Source organism: Enterobacter cloacae complex sp.6700776, assembly GCF_048284255.1.
GTDB lineage: Bacteria > Pseudomonadota > Gammaproteobacteria > Enterobacterales > Enterobacteriaceae > Enterobacter > Enterobacter intestinihominis.
The window spans coordinates 186,103-201,613 of record NZ_JBLVYK010000006.1 but is presented as its reverse complement, the minus strand read 5'-3'; the positions used below and the strand labels follow the sequence as shown (position 1 = coordinate 201,613).

11 protein-coding genes are annotated in these 15,511 nt (G+C 54.5%); 5 read left to right on the top strand and 6 right to left on the bottom strand.

What is annotated here, in order from left to right; translation table 11 throughout:
- Positions 1-135 precede the first annotated feature (135 nt).
- Together ACNQ0T_RS12105 and ACNQ0T_RS12100 are read left to right on the top strand one after the other, a co-directional pair.
- Positions 136-1,653, top strand: coding sequence for a DUF3300 domain-containing protein (locus ACNQ0T_RS12105; protein ID WP_155025544.1), 1,518 nt, complete (start codon positions 136-138; stop codon positions 1,651-1,653).
- 10 nt (positions 1,654-1,663) lie between these two features.
- On the top strand, positions 1,664-2,455 hold the full coding sequence (locus ACNQ0T_RS12100; RefSeq protein WP_417930090.1) for a DUF2950 family protein: 792 nt from the start codon (positions 1,664-1,666) through the stop codon (positions 2,453-2,455).
- Between the two features lie 52 nt (positions 2,456-2,507).
- Here ACNQ0T_RS12100 and lpdA read toward each other — a convergent pair whose 3' ends face one another.
- From lpdA to pdhR, 4 genes are all read right to left on the bottom strand, one after another.
- The gene (lpdA, locus tag ACNQ0T_RS12095; protein WP_003856313.1) at positions 2,508-3,932 is read right to left on the bottom strand and encodes a dihydrolipoyl dehydrogenase; all 1,425 of its coding nucleotides are present in this window, start codon (positions 3,930-3,932) and stop codon (positions 2,508-2,510) included.
- A 175-nt stretch (positions 3,933-4,107) separates the two neighbouring features.
- Positions 4,108-5,997: a pyruvate dehydrogenase complex dihydrolipoyllysine-residue acetyltransferase gene (gene aceF / locus ACNQ0T_RS12090; protein WP_417930088.1), complete on the bottom strand. Its 1,890-nt coding sequence runs from the start codon at positions 5,995-5,997 to the stop codon at positions 4,108-4,110.
- Between the two features lie 14 nt (positions 5,998-6,011).
- Complete coding sequence (gene aceE / locus ACNQ0T_RS12085; RefSeq protein WP_022647064.1) at positions 6,012-8,675, bottom strand: pyruvate dehydrogenase (acetyl-transferring), homodimeric type; 2,664 nt, start codon at positions 8,673-8,675, stop codon at positions 6,012-6,014.
- A gap of 123 nt (positions 8,676-8,798) precedes the next feature.
- Complete coding sequence (pdhR, locus tag ACNQ0T_RS12080) at positions 8,799-9,563, bottom strand: pyruvate dehydrogenase complex transcriptional repressor PdhR (RefSeq protein ID WP_006173806.1); 765 nt, start codon at positions 9,561-9,563, stop codon at positions 8,799-8,801.
- A 537-nt stretch (positions 9,564-10,100) separates the two neighbouring features.
- Between pdhR and aroP the strand changes: the two genes are divergently transcribed.
- The 3 genes from aroP to ACNQ0T_RS12065 all read left to right on the top strand — a co-directional run bounded on the left by aroP (position 10,101) and on the right by ACNQ0T_RS12065 (position 13,994).
- Entirely contained in the window at positions 10,101-11,471 is a 1,371-nt protein-coding gene (gene aroP, locus ACNQ0T_RS12075) for an aromatic amino acid transporter AroP (protein WP_023299335.1), read from the top strand.
- Between the two features lie 164 nt (positions 11,472-11,635).
- On the top strand, positions 11,636-13,033 hold the full coding sequence (locus tag ACNQ0T_RS12070; RefSeq protein WP_022647062.1) for a glycoside-pentoside-hexuronide (GPH):cation symporter: 1,398 nt from the start codon (positions 11,636-11,638) through the stop codon (positions 13,031-13,033).
- Between the two features lie 10 nt (positions 13,034-13,043).
- Positions 13,044-13,994 carry a family 43 glycosylhydrolase gene (locus ACNQ0T_RS12065; protein ID WP_417930086.1) on the top strand — a complete coding sequence of 317 codons (951 nt, stop codon included), beginning with the start codon at positions 13,044-13,046 and terminating at the stop codon, positions 13,992-13,994.
- Positions 13,995-14,012: 18 nt separating this feature from the next.
- Here ACNQ0T_RS12065 and ampE read toward each other — a convergent pair whose 3' ends face one another.
- Together ampE and ampD are read right to left on the bottom strand one after the other, a co-directional pair.
- Positions 14,013-14,867: a beta-lactamase regulator AmpE gene (gene ampE / locus ACNQ0T_RS12060; RefSeq protein WP_417930085.1), complete on the bottom strand. Its 855-nt coding sequence runs from the start codon at positions 14,865-14,867 to the stop codon at positions 14,013-14,015.
- On the bottom strand, positions 14,864-15,427 hold the full coding sequence (ampD, locus tag ACNQ0T_RS12055; protein ID WP_046619925.1) for a 1,6-anhydro-N-acetylmuramyl-L-alanine amidase AmpD: 564 nt from the start codon (positions 15,425-15,427) through the stop codon (positions 14,864-14,866). Before ampD ends, ampE begins: the two co-directional genes overlap by 4 nt.
- Between the last annotated feature and the right edge of the window lie 84 nt (positions 15,428-15,511).

Sequence of the window (15,511 nt, the reverse complement as noted above, 5' to 3'; positions counted from 1 at the left end):
TAAATACTCACACTCTTTATCCGGACGCTCCGGTTGGTTTCCCAACAATAGTCAAAACTGTAAAACACGAGTGAATGATACTCGCGGCAACAGCAACGCCTCACGGCACTGCACTCGTCTCGTTGGAGTCAATCTATGAAGTTGCCTTTTAAACCACATCTTCTTGTTCTGCTTTGCAGTGCGGGGCTGTTTGCCGCCTCGGGTGTCATGTACGTTAAAAGCCGCGCAACGGAACCTGCTACGCCTGCTCCGGTTACACAACAACCTGGCGCACCGGTAGCCCAGCCTGCGCCCGTCGCTGCCCCGGTCTACACTGCGGCGCAAATCGACCAATGGGTTGCCCCTGTCGCGCTTTACCCGGATGCCCTGCTGTCGCAAATCTTGATGGCGTCGACCTACCCGTCAAATGTTATTCAGGCCGCGCAGTGGTCGAAAGACAATCCTAAAATGCAGGGTGATGCCGCCCTGCAGGCGGTAGCCACCCAGCCGTGGGATCCCAGCGTAAAATCCCTGGTTGCGTTTCCTCAGCTGATGTCGTTGATGGGCGAAAATCCGCCATGGGTACAAAATCTGGGAGACGCCTTCCTTGCACAGCCGAAAGATGTGATGGATTCCGTACAGCGGCTGCGCCTGCTGGCCCAACAAACGGGTGCGCTGCAATCCACACCGCAGCAGACGGTCACCACCGTCACGAAACCTGCATCGACAAAAACCACGACAACCGCAACGCCTACCAGCCCAACGGTGATCAAGATTGAATCCGCCGATCCGCAGGTAGTGTATGTTCCCACGTATAACCCGAATACGGTTTATGGTACCTGGCCTAACACCGCTTACCCGCCGGTCTATCTTCCGCCTTCACCCGGCGAGCAATTCACTGACAGTCTGGTTAAAGGATTAGGTTTTAGCCTCGGGGTCGCTACAACCTACGCCATTTTCAGCAATATTGACTGGGATGACGACGACTGGGATCACCATCATCACGATGATGACTGGGACAATCACGGCGGTTATAACCGCAACGGTGATAACAACATCAATATCAACGTGGATAATTTCAACAGAATCAGCGGGCAGCACCTGAACGGTAATAACCACACCTGGCAGCACAATCCTGCCTATCGTGAAGGCGTGCCTTACCCGAATAACCAGCTGGCTAACCGCTTCCACTCTACACATACAGCCACCGGGCTAAGCGCGACGCAGCAAAAACCAGTCAATCGCGACAGCCAGCGCCAGGCCGCTCTCAGCCAGATGGAACAATCAACGGGTAAAACCCTCCCACACTCAGTACATACAGCCACGCGGGATGCTCAACGTCTGGCCTCAACGCAACAGTTGAAGCAGATCTCGCAGCGAAATAACTATCGTGGATATGACACCAGGCCACAGGCCGTAAAACGGACGAGCACGCCGCAGCGTGAACATCATCAGACTGACATGCACAGACAGGAGAAGCGGGTTTCACAGACGGTACAGCAGCCAGCCAGGCTGCATCGGGCCAATGCCCTGAGCGGCAACGACAGCCGCTCCGCGAACTGGCAGGCGCAGCAGCAGCGCGGGGCGCAAAGCCGGCAGCTCGCTACTCGTCAACATCAGCCGCGCCAGCTCACTGGCGAACGCGCTGAACGCCATGAATTCCGTCATCGTTAAGGGAGCCGACATGAAACGTCAATTACTCAGTGGAATGGTGTTGTTCATGGTCTCGGCGGCCGTCATGGCACAGCAATCGTTCAGTTCGCCAGAACAGGCGACCAGTGCGTTGGCAAGCGCCATCAGCGAGCAAAACGAAAGTGCGATGAACAATTTGCTCGGTGAAAACTGGCGCAATTTCCTGCCGCCCGAAGGCGTTGATCCCGAAGCGGTCGATCGCTTCCTGCGCGACTGGAACGTTCATCATAAAACCGTCATCAGTGGCAACGTGGCGCACCTGGTGGTGGGCGATAACGGCTGGCAGCTACCGATCCCGGTGGTCAAAACGGCATCTGGCTGGCAGTTTGATATGCAGGAAGCCGCAGAAGAGATCCTGACCCGCGAAATCGGGCGCAACGAACTCGCAGCCATCGAAGCGCTTCACGCCTATGTTGATGCCCAGCAGAGCTATTTTGCGATGAACCAAAAGTACGCGCAGAAGATAGTCAGTTCTGAAGGTAAAAAGGATGGACTGTACTGGCCCGTCGCTCCCGGTGAAACGCCCAGCCCACTGGGTCCGGCGTTCAGTCCTCCACAGTCGGGGGCGGGTTACCATGGTTACCGATTCCGCATCCTGCCGGATAAAAATGGCTTTGCCATGGTCGCCTGGCCGGTGAACTACGGTCAGACGGGGGTAATGAGCTTTGTAATTAACCAGGATGACGCGGTTTATCAGGCAGATCTCGGCAACGATTCGGCGCAGAAAGCGCAGGCTCTTAGTGAATACCAGCCGGATAAGACCTGGCAGCCTGTCACACCCTGAACGCAGCGCATAAAAAAAGCGGCCTGAGGCCGCTTTTTTCATCTGAAGAAACTTATTTCTTCTTCGCTTTCGCGTTTGGCAGGTCAGTAATGCTACCTTCAAACACTTCTGCCGCCAGGCCCACGGACTCATGCAGAGTCGGGTGTGCGTGGATGGTCAGCGCGATGTCTTCTGCGTCGCAGCCCATTTCGATAGCCAGACCGATTTCACCCAGCAGCTCGCCGCCGTTGGTACCGACAATCGCACCACCGATGACGCGGTGAGTTTCTTTGTCGAAGATCAGTTTGGTCATACCGTCTGCGCAGTCGGACGCGATAGCACGGCCAGAAGCAGCCCACGGGAAGGTGGCAGTTTCGTAGCTGATGCCTTTCTCTTTCGCTTCTTTCTCAGTCAGACCAACCCATGCAACTTCTGGCTCGGTATACGCGATAGATGGGATCACTTTCGGATCGAAGTAATGCTTCATGCCGGCGATAACTTCAGCGGCAACATGACCTTCGTGAACACCTTTGTGCGCCAGCATTGGCTGACCGACGATATCGCCGATAGCAAAGATGTGCGGCACGTTGGTACGCAGCTGTTTGTCAACGCGGATGAAGCCACGGTCGTCCACTTCCACGCCAGCTTTGCCCGCGTCGAGGTTTTTACCGTTCGGCACACGGCCAATAGCCACCAGCACGGCGTCGTAACGCTGTGGTTCGGATGGGGCTTTTTTGCCTTCCATGGAAACGTAAATACCGTCTTCTTTCGCTTCAACGGCAGTCACTTTGGTTTCCAGCATCAGGTTGAATTTCTTGCTGATGCGTTTGGTGAAGACTTTAACGATATCTTTGTCGGCTGCCGGGATTACCTGGTCGAACATTTCAACCACGTCGATCTCTGAACCCAGCGCATGGTACACAGTACCCATTTCCAGACCGATGATACCGCCGCCCATAACCAGCAGACGCTTAGGAACGGTTTTCAGCTCCAGCGCATCGGTGGAATCCCACACGCGTGGATCTTCATGTGGAATGAATGGCAGTTCGATTGGGCGAGAGCCTGCCGCGATGATCGCGTTGTCGAAGTTGATCACGGTTTTGCCGTTTTCGCCTTCCACTTCCAGGGTGTTCGCACCGGTGAATTTACCCAGACCGTTTACCACTTTCACTTTACGGCCTTTGGCCATACCCGCCAGACCGCCGGTCAGCTGAGTGATAACTTTCTCTTTCCAGGTACGAATTTTGTCGATATCGGTTTTCGGCTCGCCGAAGACGATACCGTGTTCAGCCAGCGCTTTGGCTTCTTCGATAACTTTCGCTACGTGCAGCAGCGCTTTAGAAGGGATACAGCCGACGTTCAGACAAACACCGCCGAGGGTGCTGTAACGTTCTACGATGACGGTTTCCAGACCTAAATCCGCGGCGCGAAATGCTGCGGAGTAACCTGCCGGGCCTGCCCCAAGTACTACGACCTGAGTTTTGATTTCTGTGCTCATCATGACCTCTTAATGTATACCCGTCGTCCACCGGGTCGTTCTATCCGCCCGTATTTTACAAAATTGTTAACAATTTTGAAACAACAAACGGCTCACGAATTATCGCTTTCACCAATAACCTCAAAAACCCCATGAGATTATCAGAAAAAAGCCGGCCGACTGGCCGGCTTTTCGATTACATCACCAGGCGGCGAATGTCGCTCAGGGTGTTGTTGATGATGGTGATGAAACGCGCACCATCAGCCCCGTCGATTACGCGGTGGTCGAAGGACAGAGAGATTGGCATCATCAGACGCGGCACGAACTCTTTGCCATTCCACACCGGCTCCATCGCGGACTTGGACACACCGAGGATAGCCACTTCCGGCGCGTTTACAATCGGCGCGAAGTGGGTGGTACCCAGGCCGCCGATGCTGGAGATAGTGAAGCAGCCGCCCTGCATTTCGCCGGCAGTCAGCTTACCATCACGCGCTTTTTTGGAGATGGTGGTCAGTTCACGGGACAGCTCGGTAATGCTCTTCTTGTTCACGTCTTTGAAGACCGGAACCACCAGACCATTTGGCGTATCAACCGCAACACCGATGTTGATGTATTTCTTCAGCGTCAGCTTCTGGCCGTCTTCGGACAGGGAGCTGTTGAAGCGTGGCATCTGCTCAAGAGCAGCGGCAACGGCCTTCATGATAAAGACCACTGGGGTGAACTTCACGTCCAGCTTACGCTTCTCAGCTTCGGCGTTCTGCTGTTTACGGAACGCTTCCAGATCGGTGATATCGGTCTTATCGAAGTGCGTAACGTGCGGGATCATCACCCAGTTACGGCTCAGGTTAGCACCAGAGATTTTCTGGATACGGCCCAGCTCCACTTCTTCGATTTCACCGAACTTACTGAAGTCCACTTTCGGCCATGGCAGCATGCCCGGGATACCGCCGCCAGCGGCTGCCGCAGGTGCAGCTTCGGCGCGTTTCACCGCGTCTTTCACGTAAGCCTGAACGTCTTCGCGCAGGATACGACCTTTACGGCCGGTGCCCTTCACTTTCGCCAGGTTCACACCGAATTCGCGCGCCAGGCGACGAATCAGCGGAGTCGCGTGGACGTAAGCGTCGTTTTCAGCGAACTCAGATTTTTCTGCTTTAGCAGCAGGGGCAGCAGCAGGTTTAGCAGCCTGAGCCGGTGCAGCAGCAGGTGCCGGAGCAGCCGCGGCAGCCGGAGCGGCGGCAGGCGCTGCGCCTTCCACTTCGAAGACCATGATCAGAGAGCCGGTAGACACTTTGTCGCCGGTGTTGATTTTGATCTCTTTAACGGTACCGGCGAACGGCGCAGGCACTTCCATGGAAGCTTTGTCGCCTTCAACGGTGATCAGTGACTGTTCAGCGGCAACTTTGTCGCCCACTTTCACCATCACTTCGGTCACTTCAACTTCGTCACCGCCGATGTCCGGTACGTTAACGTCTTTCGCGCCGCCAGCAGCCGCTGGTGCAGCGGCCGGAGCCGGAGCAGCAGCCTGAGCAGGCGCAGCGGCAGGTGCAGCACCCGCCACTTCGAAGACCATGATCAGCGAGCCGGTAGACACTTTGTCGCCGGTGTTGATCTTGATTTCTTTAACGGTACCGGCGAACGGTGCTGGCACTTCCATAGAGGCTTTGTCGCCTTCTACGGTGATCAGTGACTGCTCAGCCGCAACGGTGTCGCCCACTTTCACCAGGATTTCGGTAACTTCAACTTCGTCACCGCCGATGTCAGGCACATTTACTTCTTTCGCTGCCGCTGCTGGAGCAGCAGCAGGAGCGGCTTCTTTCTTCTCTTCCTGCGCAGGTGCAGCAGCTGCTGCACCGTCGGCGGAATCGAAAATCATGATCAGTTTGCCAGTCTCGGTTTTATCGCCAACAGAGACTTTGATCTCTTTAACGATGCCAGCCTGAGGAGACGGGACTTCCATAGAGGCTTTGTCGCCTTCTACGGTGATCAGCGACTGTTCAGCTTCAACTTTGTCGCCTACTTTGACCAGGATCTCGGTGATTTCAACTTCATCAGCCCCGATGTCCGGTACATTGATTTCGATAGCCATTATTCTTTTACCTCTTACGCCAGACGCGGGTTAACTTTATCTGCATCGATGTTGAATTTGGTGATTGCGTCCGCAACCACTTTCTTATCGATTTCGCCACGTTTAGCCAGTTCGCCCAGTGCTGCTACTACCACGTAGGAAGCATCAACTTCGAAGTGGTGACGCAGGTTTTCGCGGCTGTCAGAACGACCGAAGCCGTCAGTACCCAGTACGCGATAATCATCAGCTGGAACGTAAGTACGAACCTGCTCAGCGAACAGTTTCATATAGTCAGTAGACGCCACCGCTGGCGCGTCGTTCATCACCTGAGCGATGTACGGAACGCGTGGGGTTTCCATTGGGTGCAGCATGTTCCAGCGCTCACAATCCTGGCCATCACGCGCCAGTTCAGTGAAGGAGGTCACAGAGTACACATCGGAACCCACACCGTAGTCTTTCGCCAGGATCTGCGCTGCTTCACGAACGTGACGCAGGATAGAACCGGAGCCCAGCAGCTGAACTTTACCTTTGCTACCTTCGATGGTTTCGAGTTTGTAGATACCTTTACGGATACCTTCCTCGGCACCTGCTGGCATTGCCGGCATGTGGTAGTTTTCGTTCAGGGTGGTGATGTAGTAGTAAACGTTCTCTTGCGCTTCACCGTACATGCGCTGCAGACCGTCATGCATGATGACTGCCACTTCGTACGCGTAAGACGGGTCGTAAGAGATACAGTTAGGGATAGTCAGAGACTGAATGTGGCTGTGACCATCTTCGTGCTGCAGACCTTCACCGTTCAGGGTCGTACGACCAGAAGTACCACCGATCAGGAAGCCGCGAGCCTGCTGGTCGCCTGCCTGCCAGCACAGATCACCGATACGCTGGAACCCGAACATGGAGTAGTAGATGTAGAACGGGATCATCGGCAGGTTGTTGGTGCTGTAAGAGGTCGCAGCAGCCAGCCAGGATGCGCCTGCGCCCAGCTCGTTGATACCTTCCTGCAGGATCTGACCTTTCTCGTCTTCTTTGTAGTATGCAACCTGCTCACGGTCCTGCGGGGTGTACTGCTGGCCGTTCGGGCTGTAGATACCGATCTGACGGAACAGACCTTCCATACCGAACGTACGCGCTTCGTCGGCGATGATTGGAACCAGACGATCTTTGATTGACTTGTTCTTCAGCATCACGTTCAGGGCACGAACGAAAGCGATAGTGGTAGAGATCTCTTTGTTCTGCTCTTCCAGCAGCTGAGAGAAGTCTTCCAGGGCTGGCAGTTCCAGCTTCTCGGTGAAGTTAGGCTGACGAGCAGGCAGGTAGCCTTTCAGCGCCTGACGACGTTCGTGCAGGTACTTGTGCTCTTCAGACCCTTCCGGGAAGGTGATGTAAGACAGGTTTTCTACCTGCTCATCGGTCACTGGAACGTTGAAACGGTCGCGGATATAACGCACGCCGTCCATGTTCATTTTCTTAACCTGGTGAGCGATGTTTTTACCTTCTGCGGTATCACCCATGCCGTAACCTTTGATGGTGTGGGCCAGGATCACAGTCGCTTTACCTTTGGTTTCCTGCGCTTTTTTCAGTGCAGCGTAAACTTTCTTCGGATCGTGACCACCGCGGTTCAGCGCCCAGATCTGCTCGTCAGTCCAGTCTGCAACCAGGGCTGCGGTTTCAGGATATTTGCCGAAGAAGTGCTCACGAACGTAGGCACCGTCTTTGGATTTGAAGGTCTGGTAGTCGCCGTCAACGGTTTCGTTCATCAGCTGGATCAGTTTACCGCTGGTGTCTTTACGCAGCAGCTCATCCCAACGACCGCCCCACATGACTTTGATCACGTTCCAGCCTGCACCCGCGAAGATGCCTTCCAGTTCGTTAATGATCTTGCCGTTACCGGTTACCGGACCATCCAGACGTTGCAGGTTACAGTTGATGATGAAGCACAGGTTGTCCAGCTTCTCACGGGTCGCGATGGTGATCGCGCCTTTAGATTCTGGCTCATCCATTTCACCGTCGCCCAGGAAGGCGTAAACGGTCTGCTCAGAGGTGTCTTTCAGACCACGGTGTTCCAGGTACTTCAGGAATTTAGCCTGATAGATTGCTCCAATTGGACCCAGACCCATAGATACGGTCGGGAACTGCCAGAACTCAGGCATCAGTTTAGGGTGCGGATAAGAAGACAGACCCTTACCGTGAACTTCCTGACGGAAGTTGTTCATCTGCTCTTCAGTCAGACGACCTTCCAGGAAGGCACGTGCATAGATGCCCGGAGAGATGTGGCCCTGGAAGTACACCAGATCGCCGCCGTCTTTCTCGTTGGCTGCACGGAAGAAGTGGTTGAAGCACACTTCGTAAACGGTCGCAGAGGACTGGAAGGACGCCATGTGGCCACCCAGTTCCAGATCTTTCTTGGATGCGCGCAGAACGGTCATGATAGCGTTCCAGCGGATAGCAGAACGGATACGGCGTTCCAGATCCAGATTGCCCGGGTATTCCGGTTCGTCTTCGACGGCAATCGTGTTTACGTAGTTGCTAGCCCCTGCACCTGAAGCCACTTTCACGCCGCCTTTGCGCGCTTCTGAAAGCAGCTGATCAATCAGATACTGAGCACGCTCAACACCTTCTTCACGGATGACCGATTCGATCGCCTGTAGCCAGTCGCGAGTTTCGATCGGATCCACGTCATTTTGGAGACGTTCTGACATGGGGGTATTCCTTATCTATCTAATACGTTGATTTGTCTGGAACCTGTCCCATTGTGCTCTCGGTTAAGAACACAATAAGACAGGTTCTGCGTTTAGTTGCCGCGCTCTAAAAGTACCTGGCGCTTAATCCTTTCGTTGCTGTATGCGGCGCAATGAACGCTCGCGACGCGATTGTTCACGGCTGCGGTCCAGCAAGATTTCCTCAATGAAAGCCAGATGGCGGTGCGACGCTTCACGCGCCTGCTCCGGTTCCCCGGCCATTATCGCCTCGAATACTCGGGTGCGATGGTTGCTTACCAGCGGGAGCATCTCCCGACGGGCATACAACAATTCAAAATTCTGACGAACGTTCTGGGCCAGCATGGGCTCCATGCAGCGTAGCAGATGGAGGAGCACCACGTTGTGCGCTGCTTCGGTGACGGCAATTTGATACTGGACAACGGCGCTGGATTCGGCGTCTAAGTCGCCGGACTGCTGTGCCCGTTCAATGGCCTGATGCAGCTCGCGAATACGTACGCGGTCTTCATCAGTGCTGCGAAGGGCGGCGTAATAGGCCGCGATACCTTCCAGCGCGTGACGGGTCTCAAGCAGATCAAACTGGGATTCTGGGTGGTCAGAGAGAAGTTCTACCAGCGGGTCGCTGAAGCTCTGCCACAGGCTGTTTTGCACAAAGGTTCCGCCACCCTGACGACGGAGCAACAGGCCCTTTGCTTCGAGACGTTGAATCGCCTCACGCAGAGAGGGGCGTGAAACGTCGAACTGTTTTGCCAGCTCGCGTTCTGGCGGGAGTTTCTCGCCCGGGCGCAGTGTCCCTTCGAGAATCAAAAACTCCAGCTGCTGCTCAATCACATCGGAAAGTTTTGGTTGGCGAATTTTGCTGTAGGCCATATTCCCTGTCTTACGCCTTTTTGCCCGGAGTCAATTGGTCTTACCAATTTCATGTTCGTATCGCTAAAGTAACAAAGTATTCACCTTCTGTCCATATTGGTTTTGATTGAAATCAGGAAACCCGGCACATTTTAACAACCTTACAGAACTAACGTTTCAGGAATGTAACTTTGCACAAATGAAATGGTTACTCCCAAAGGGGCAGTTTTAACCATATTTAAACGAGGGATTTTGCAATCTGAAGCGATTCAACAAGGCAAAATATGAAAATTCGTCCACTTATGACGCATTTCTATTCTATAGGTTGGGGTATGAGGGGTTAACGTACCGATTTACAATTGGTTTCTTTTTATTCAAGTCGTCATCATCCCTTCATAAAGCAGGTGCATTCGCTGGCACTTACCACTATTCTGGCGCTAACGGAAGCCATCTCCGCTTTTTTCGGTATCGTTAACCGTAAAGAAATAAATACAGAATATGGACTTTCATAATTACACACGCACAGCGTGAACATAACAACCACACACGAGGTTTCAAATGGAAGCTCAACAGCATGGCGATCAGCTAAAGCGCGGCCTTAAAAACCGCCATATTCAGCTCATCGCCCTGGGCGGTGCTATTGGTACTGGCCTGTTTCTGGGCAGTGCGTCCGTTATCCAGTCGGCCGGTCCGGGCATCATTCTGGGTTACGCGATTGCAGGTTTCATTGCGTTTTTGATTATGCGCCAGTTAGGGGAAATGGTCGTTGAGGAGCCGGTTGCAGGCTCTTTTAGCCACTTTGCCTATAAATACTGGGGCAGCTTTGCGGGCTTCGCCTCTGGATGGAACTACTGGGTTCTTTACGTGCTGGTTGCTATGGCGGAACTCACCGCCGTCGGTAAATACATTCAATTCTGGTACCCGGAGATCCCCACCTGGGCGTCTGCGGCAGTCTTCTTCGTGCTGATCAACGCCATCAACCTGACCAACGTGAAAGTGTTTGGGGAAATGGAATTCTGGTTCGCCATTATCAAAGTAATTGCCGTTGTAGCGATGATCATTTTTGGCGGCTGGCTGCTCTTCAGCGGCAACGGTGGCCCGCAGGCAACCGTGCGCAACCTCTGGGAACAGGGCGGGTTCCTGCCGCACGGCATGACCGGCCTGGTAATGATGATGGCGATCATTATGTTCTCCTTCGGCGGTCTGGAGCTGGTGGGCATCACCGCCGCGGAAGCCGACAACCCGGAGCAGAGCATCCCGAAAGCCACAAATCAGGTTATCTACCGTATTCTGATCTTCTACGTGGGCTCCCTGGCGGTCCTGCTCTCCCTGCTGCCATGGACACGCGTCACGGCGGATACCAGCCCGTTTGTGCTGATCTTCCACGAGCTGGGCGACACCTTCGTGGCGAACGCGCTCAACGTCGTAGTGCTGACCGCCGCGCTCTCTGTTTATAACAGCTGCGTTTACTGCAACAGCCGTATGCTGTTCGGCCTGGCGCAACAGGGCAACGCACCGAAAGCGCTGCTTACCGTTGATAAACGTGGCGTACCGGTTAACACCATTATCGTGTCGGCGGTCGTGACGGCGCTTTGCGTTCTGATTAACTACCTGGCACCGGAATCGGCCTTCGGCCTGCTGATGGCGTTGGTGGTTTCCGCGCTGGTGATCAACTGGGCGATGATTAGCCTCGCGCACATCAAGTTCCGCCGCGCCAAGCAGCAGCAGGGCGTAACCACGCGCTTCCCTGCCCTGCTCTATCCGCTGGGGAACTGGGTTTGCCTGCTGTTCATGGCGGCCGTGCTGGTCATCATGCTCATCACGCCAGGCATGGCGATTTCCGTCTACCTCATCCCGGTGTGGATTGCGATCCTCGGCGTGGGCTATATGGTGAAACAGAAAAATGCCAAAACGGTGAAAGCGCACTGAGTGTTTTCTCGCTGTACCCGCGGTTGCGGGTACAGCGTCTTGTTACCTTCCTCACAAATTCACGCCAACAGCAAAATCCTCCATATCACCGCCCTTATATTGCAACGCATATATCCGTTTGCCAGCGAATAATTCTCTCCATACCGAAACCCGGAGATCTGTCGATGGATAACAACAAACTGTCAGTAAAAGAAAAGATCGGCTATGGCATGGGTGACGCCGGATGCAACATTATCTTTGGCGCCATCATGTTATTTGTTAACTATTTTTATACGGATATTTTTGGTCTGGCGCCTGCGCTGGTTGGGGTACTGCTGCTGTCCGTTCGCGTGATTGACGCCGTAACGGACCCAATCATGGGCGCGATTGCCGACCGTACCCGCAGCAAATATGGCCGATTTCGTCCATGGCTACTGTGGATTGCCTTCCCCTATGCGCTGTTCAGCATCCTGATGTTCACCACCCCAGAGTGGAGCTATAACAGCAAAGTTATCTATGCATTTGTCACCTACTTCCTGCTGTCGCTGACCTATACCGCCATCAACATTCCGTACTGCTCGCTCGGTGGCGTGATCACCAACGACCCAAAAGAGCGCGTAGCCTGCCAGTCCTATCGTTTTGTTATGGTCGGTATCGCCACGCTGCTGCTGTCGCTTACGCTCCTGCCAATGGCTGACTGGTTCGGTGGGGATAACAAAGCCAAAGGCTACCAGATGGCGATGACCGTGCTGGCGCTGATTGGTACCTGCATGTTCCTGTTCTGCTTCGCCACGGTGCGCGAGCGCGTTCGCCCGGCTGTACAAACCCACGACGAACTGAAAAACGACCTGAAGGATGTGTGGAAGAATGACCAGTGGGTGCGCATTCTGCTTCTGACGCTCTGCAACGTCTGCCCGGGCTTTATCCGCATGGCGGCCACCATGTATTACGTCACCTGGGTAATGGGGCAAAGCACCCATTTCGCCACGCTGTTTATCAGCCTGGGCGTTGTCGGCATGATGTTCGGCAGTATGCTGGCGAAAGTGCTGACCGACCGCTGGTGCAAGCTGAAGGTCTTCTTCTGGACCAACATCGCGCTGGCGATTTTCTCCTGCGCCTTCTACTTCTTCGACCCGAAAGCGACGACAACCATTGTTGTGCTTTACGTCCTGCTGAATATCCTGCACCAGATCCCATCCCCTCTGCACTGGTCACTGATGGCCGACGTGGACGACTACGGTGAATGGAAAACCGGGAAACGTATCACCGGGATCAGCTTCTCCGGCAACATCTTCTTCCTGAAGCTGGGTCTGGCGATTGCCGGGGCGATGGTTGGCTTCCTGCTCTCCTGGTACGGTTATGACGCGGGCGCAAAAGCGCAGAGCGCGGATGCCATCAACGGCATTGTGCTGCTCTTTACCGTCATTCCTGGCATTGGATATTTAATTACCGCGGGCGTTGTACGTCTGCTGAAAGTGGACCGTGAGACCATGAAGCAAATCCAGTCCGATCTGGAGAAGCGTCGCACCAACTATCGTGAACTGAGCGACTATCAGGAATTTAAAGCCGCTGAGACTAAATAAGGAAAGCCGAATGCAAACCTGGCCAAACCCGTTTATTGAACAACGCGCCGACCCGTATATCCTGCGCCACGAAGGACAATATTACTTTATCGCCTCCGTGCCGGAGTATGACCGGCTGGCGATCCGCCGCGCGGACTCGCTGGAAGATTTAGGCAATGCCGAAGAGGTAGTTGTCTGGCGCAAGCCCGACACCGGCCCGATGAGCCAGCTGCTCTGGGCACCGGAACTGCATCATATCGACGGCAAGTGGTACATCTACTTTGCCGCCACACATACCCAGGCGCTCGACGAACTCGGGATGTTCCAGCATCGCATGTTCGCCATTGAATGCGCAGATCGCGATCCGCTCACCGGTACATGGGTGGAAAAAGGGCAAATCAAAACCCCGTTTGACACCTTCGCGCTGGATGCCACTACCTTTGTGCATCAGGGCAAACGCTGGTATCTGTGGGCGCAAAAAGCCCCGGACATTTCCGGTAACTCCAATCTTTACCTGTGTGAAATGGAAAATCCGTGGACGCTGAAAGGCGAGCCGGTGATGCTCAGTAAACCGGAATATGACTGGGAGTGCCGCGGATTCTGGGTCAACGAAGGCCCGGCGGTGCTGTTCCATGGCGATAAGCTATTTATCAGCTATTCCGCCAGCGCCACCGACGAGAATTACTGCATGGGATTACTGTGGATAGACGTAGATGCCGATCCGCAAAACCCGGCTAACTGGCATAAATCCCCGCACCCGGTGTTCGTCACCAGCTACGAAAACCGTCAGTATGGACCAGGCCATAACAGCTTTACGCAGACGCCGGAAGGCGACGATGTGCTGGTCTACCACGCGCGAAACTACACTGAAATTGAAGGCGATCCGCTTTACGATCCGAATCGCCACACTCGCCTGAAGCTCGTCCGCTGGGACGACAACGGGATGCCTGATTTCGGCATCCCGCCTGCGGATACGCTGTAACGGCTTCGGCGCGCTGGGTCAGACCAGCGTGCCGTAAATCGTCAGCAACGCCACAATCACCACCACCACAAACGACGTTTTTTTCGCCATCGAGACGGCAGATTTAGGCGTTTCGACTTTGTTCGTGTGCGGCTCGCGAGCCAGCGAGAATTGAGCCAGTCGGGTTAAGACCTGATACTGCGCGGTATGGCGGTCTGCAAGGGAGGCAAACCACGCTGGCAACGCCTTTTCACCGTGACCGATGAGGGCATAGACCACGCCGACCAGTCGCACCGGAAGCCAGTCGAGCACGTGCAGAATGGCATCAATGCCGGACTGGAGACGTTCATGCGGCGTAAGGTAGCGGGCAAGCCAGGTCTGCCAGGCGCGCAGAAAAGCATAGCCCATCAGCAGTACTGGTCCCCATGGACCACCCACCACAAACCAGAACAGCGGCGCCAGGTAGTAACGGAAGTTAATCCACAGCAGCGCGTTTTGTAGCTCGCGCAGAAATTCGCGTTCATCGCAGTCCGGCGGTACGCCGTGGATCATCGTCAGCTCGCTCGCCATCGCGCCGCGCGCGTGGACATCATCCCGGGAAGCAGCTTTCAGATACGCGTGATAGTGCAAACGCACCTTGCCCGCGCCAATACACAACACGCCCAGCAGTATCCATACCACCAGCAGCGGCACGTTGAAAAAGAGGCCGTAAAGTGAGCGTAGCAACAGGAACGTAATCACCATCACACCTGCCGTCATAAGCAGCGTGCGTAGCATGGAAAAATGCCTGATCCGGCGGAATAACACTTCCAGCCGATGATCCAGATGCCAGTGCTCGCCGAGCTTAAACAGGCGTTCGGCGATCATAACCAGCAGCATGGTAAACAACGTCATGTTATCTCCTTATCTGACGACGTGGTAAGCATGGCGTGAAACCGGTACCAGTCAAACGCCGGGCCGGGGTCGGTTTTTCTTTCGGGGGCGATGTCGCTGTGCCCCGTAATATTGTCTGCAATGGCGGGATAAAGCCCCACTAAAGTTTGCGTCACAGCAACCAGTTTCTGATATTGCGCATCGGTGTAAGGCGTGGTGTCCGTTCCTTCCAGTTCAATTCCAATGGAGAAATCATTGCACCGCTCGCGCCCCTGATACATCGACACGCCGGCATGCCAGGCTCGCTTATCAAAAGGAACATACTGAACCACTTCGCCATCACGGCGGATCAGGCAGTGCGCCGATACGCGCAAATGCGCAATCTCAGCAAAGTAAGGATGAGCATCGGGATCTATCGTTCCCGTGAATAACGCGTCGATCCACGGACCGCCAAACTCACCTGGCGGGAGACTTATGTTGTGAACCACCAGCAGTGTGGGCTTTTCATCCTCCGGGCGGCAATCGTGGTGCGGCGACGGTACATGTCGCGCGTCCACCAGCCATCCGTTTTCTAACAACATGCTGGAACTCCTTATCTATGGTGCTGTTACTCGGTTCAGAGTAGCATGTTTCAATATTATGATTCGTTACCAATTTGGAGTTTT

What these genes read in the sequence shown, in the direction of transcription:
- aceF (WP_417930088.1), bottom strand. Translation starts at nt 5,997, where the DNA reads ATGGCTATCGAAATCAATGTACCGGACATCGGGGCTGATGAAGTTGAA.
- lpdA (WP_003856313.1), bottom strand. Translation starts at nt 3,932, where the DNA reads ATGAGCACAGAAATCAAAACTCAGGTCGTAGTACTTGGGGCAGGCCCG.
- aceE (WP_022647064.1), bottom strand. Translation starts at nt 8,675, where the DNA reads ATGTCAGAACGTCTCCAAAATGACGTGGATCCGATCGAAACTCGCGAC.
- ACNQ0T_RS12065 (WP_417930086.1), top strand. Translation starts at nt 13,044, where the DNA reads ATGCAAACCTGGCCAAACCCGTTTATTGAACAACGCGCCGACCCGTAT.
- ampD (WP_046619925.1), bottom strand. Translation starts at nt 15,427, where the DNA reads ATGTTGTTAGAAAACGGATGGCTGGTGGACGCGCGACATGTACCGTCG.
- ACNQ0T_RS12100 (WP_417930090.1), top strand. Translation starts at nt 1,664, where the DNA reads ATGAAACGTCAATTACTCAGTGGAATGGTGTTGTTCATGGTCTCGGCG.
- aroP (WP_023299335.1), top strand. Translation starts at nt 10,101, where the DNA reads ATGGAAGCTCAACAGCATGGCGATCAGCTAAAGCGCGGCCTTAAAAAC.
- ACNQ0T_RS12105 (WP_155025544.1), top strand. Translation starts at nt 136, where the DNA reads ATGAAGTTGCCTTTTAAACCACATCTTCTTGTTCTGCTTTGCAGTGCG.
- ACNQ0T_RS12070 (WP_022647062.1), top strand. Translation starts at nt 11,636, where the DNA reads ATGGATAACAACAAACTGTCAGTAAAAGAAAAGATCGGCTATGGCATG.
- pdhR (WP_006173806.1), bottom strand. Translation starts at nt 9,563, where the DNA reads ATGGCCTACAGCAAAATTCGCCAACCAAAACTTTCCGATGTGATTGAG.
- ampE (WP_417930085.1), bottom strand. Translation starts at nt 14,867, where the DNA reads ATGACGTTGTTTACCATGCTGCTGGTTATGATCGCCGAACGCCTGTTT.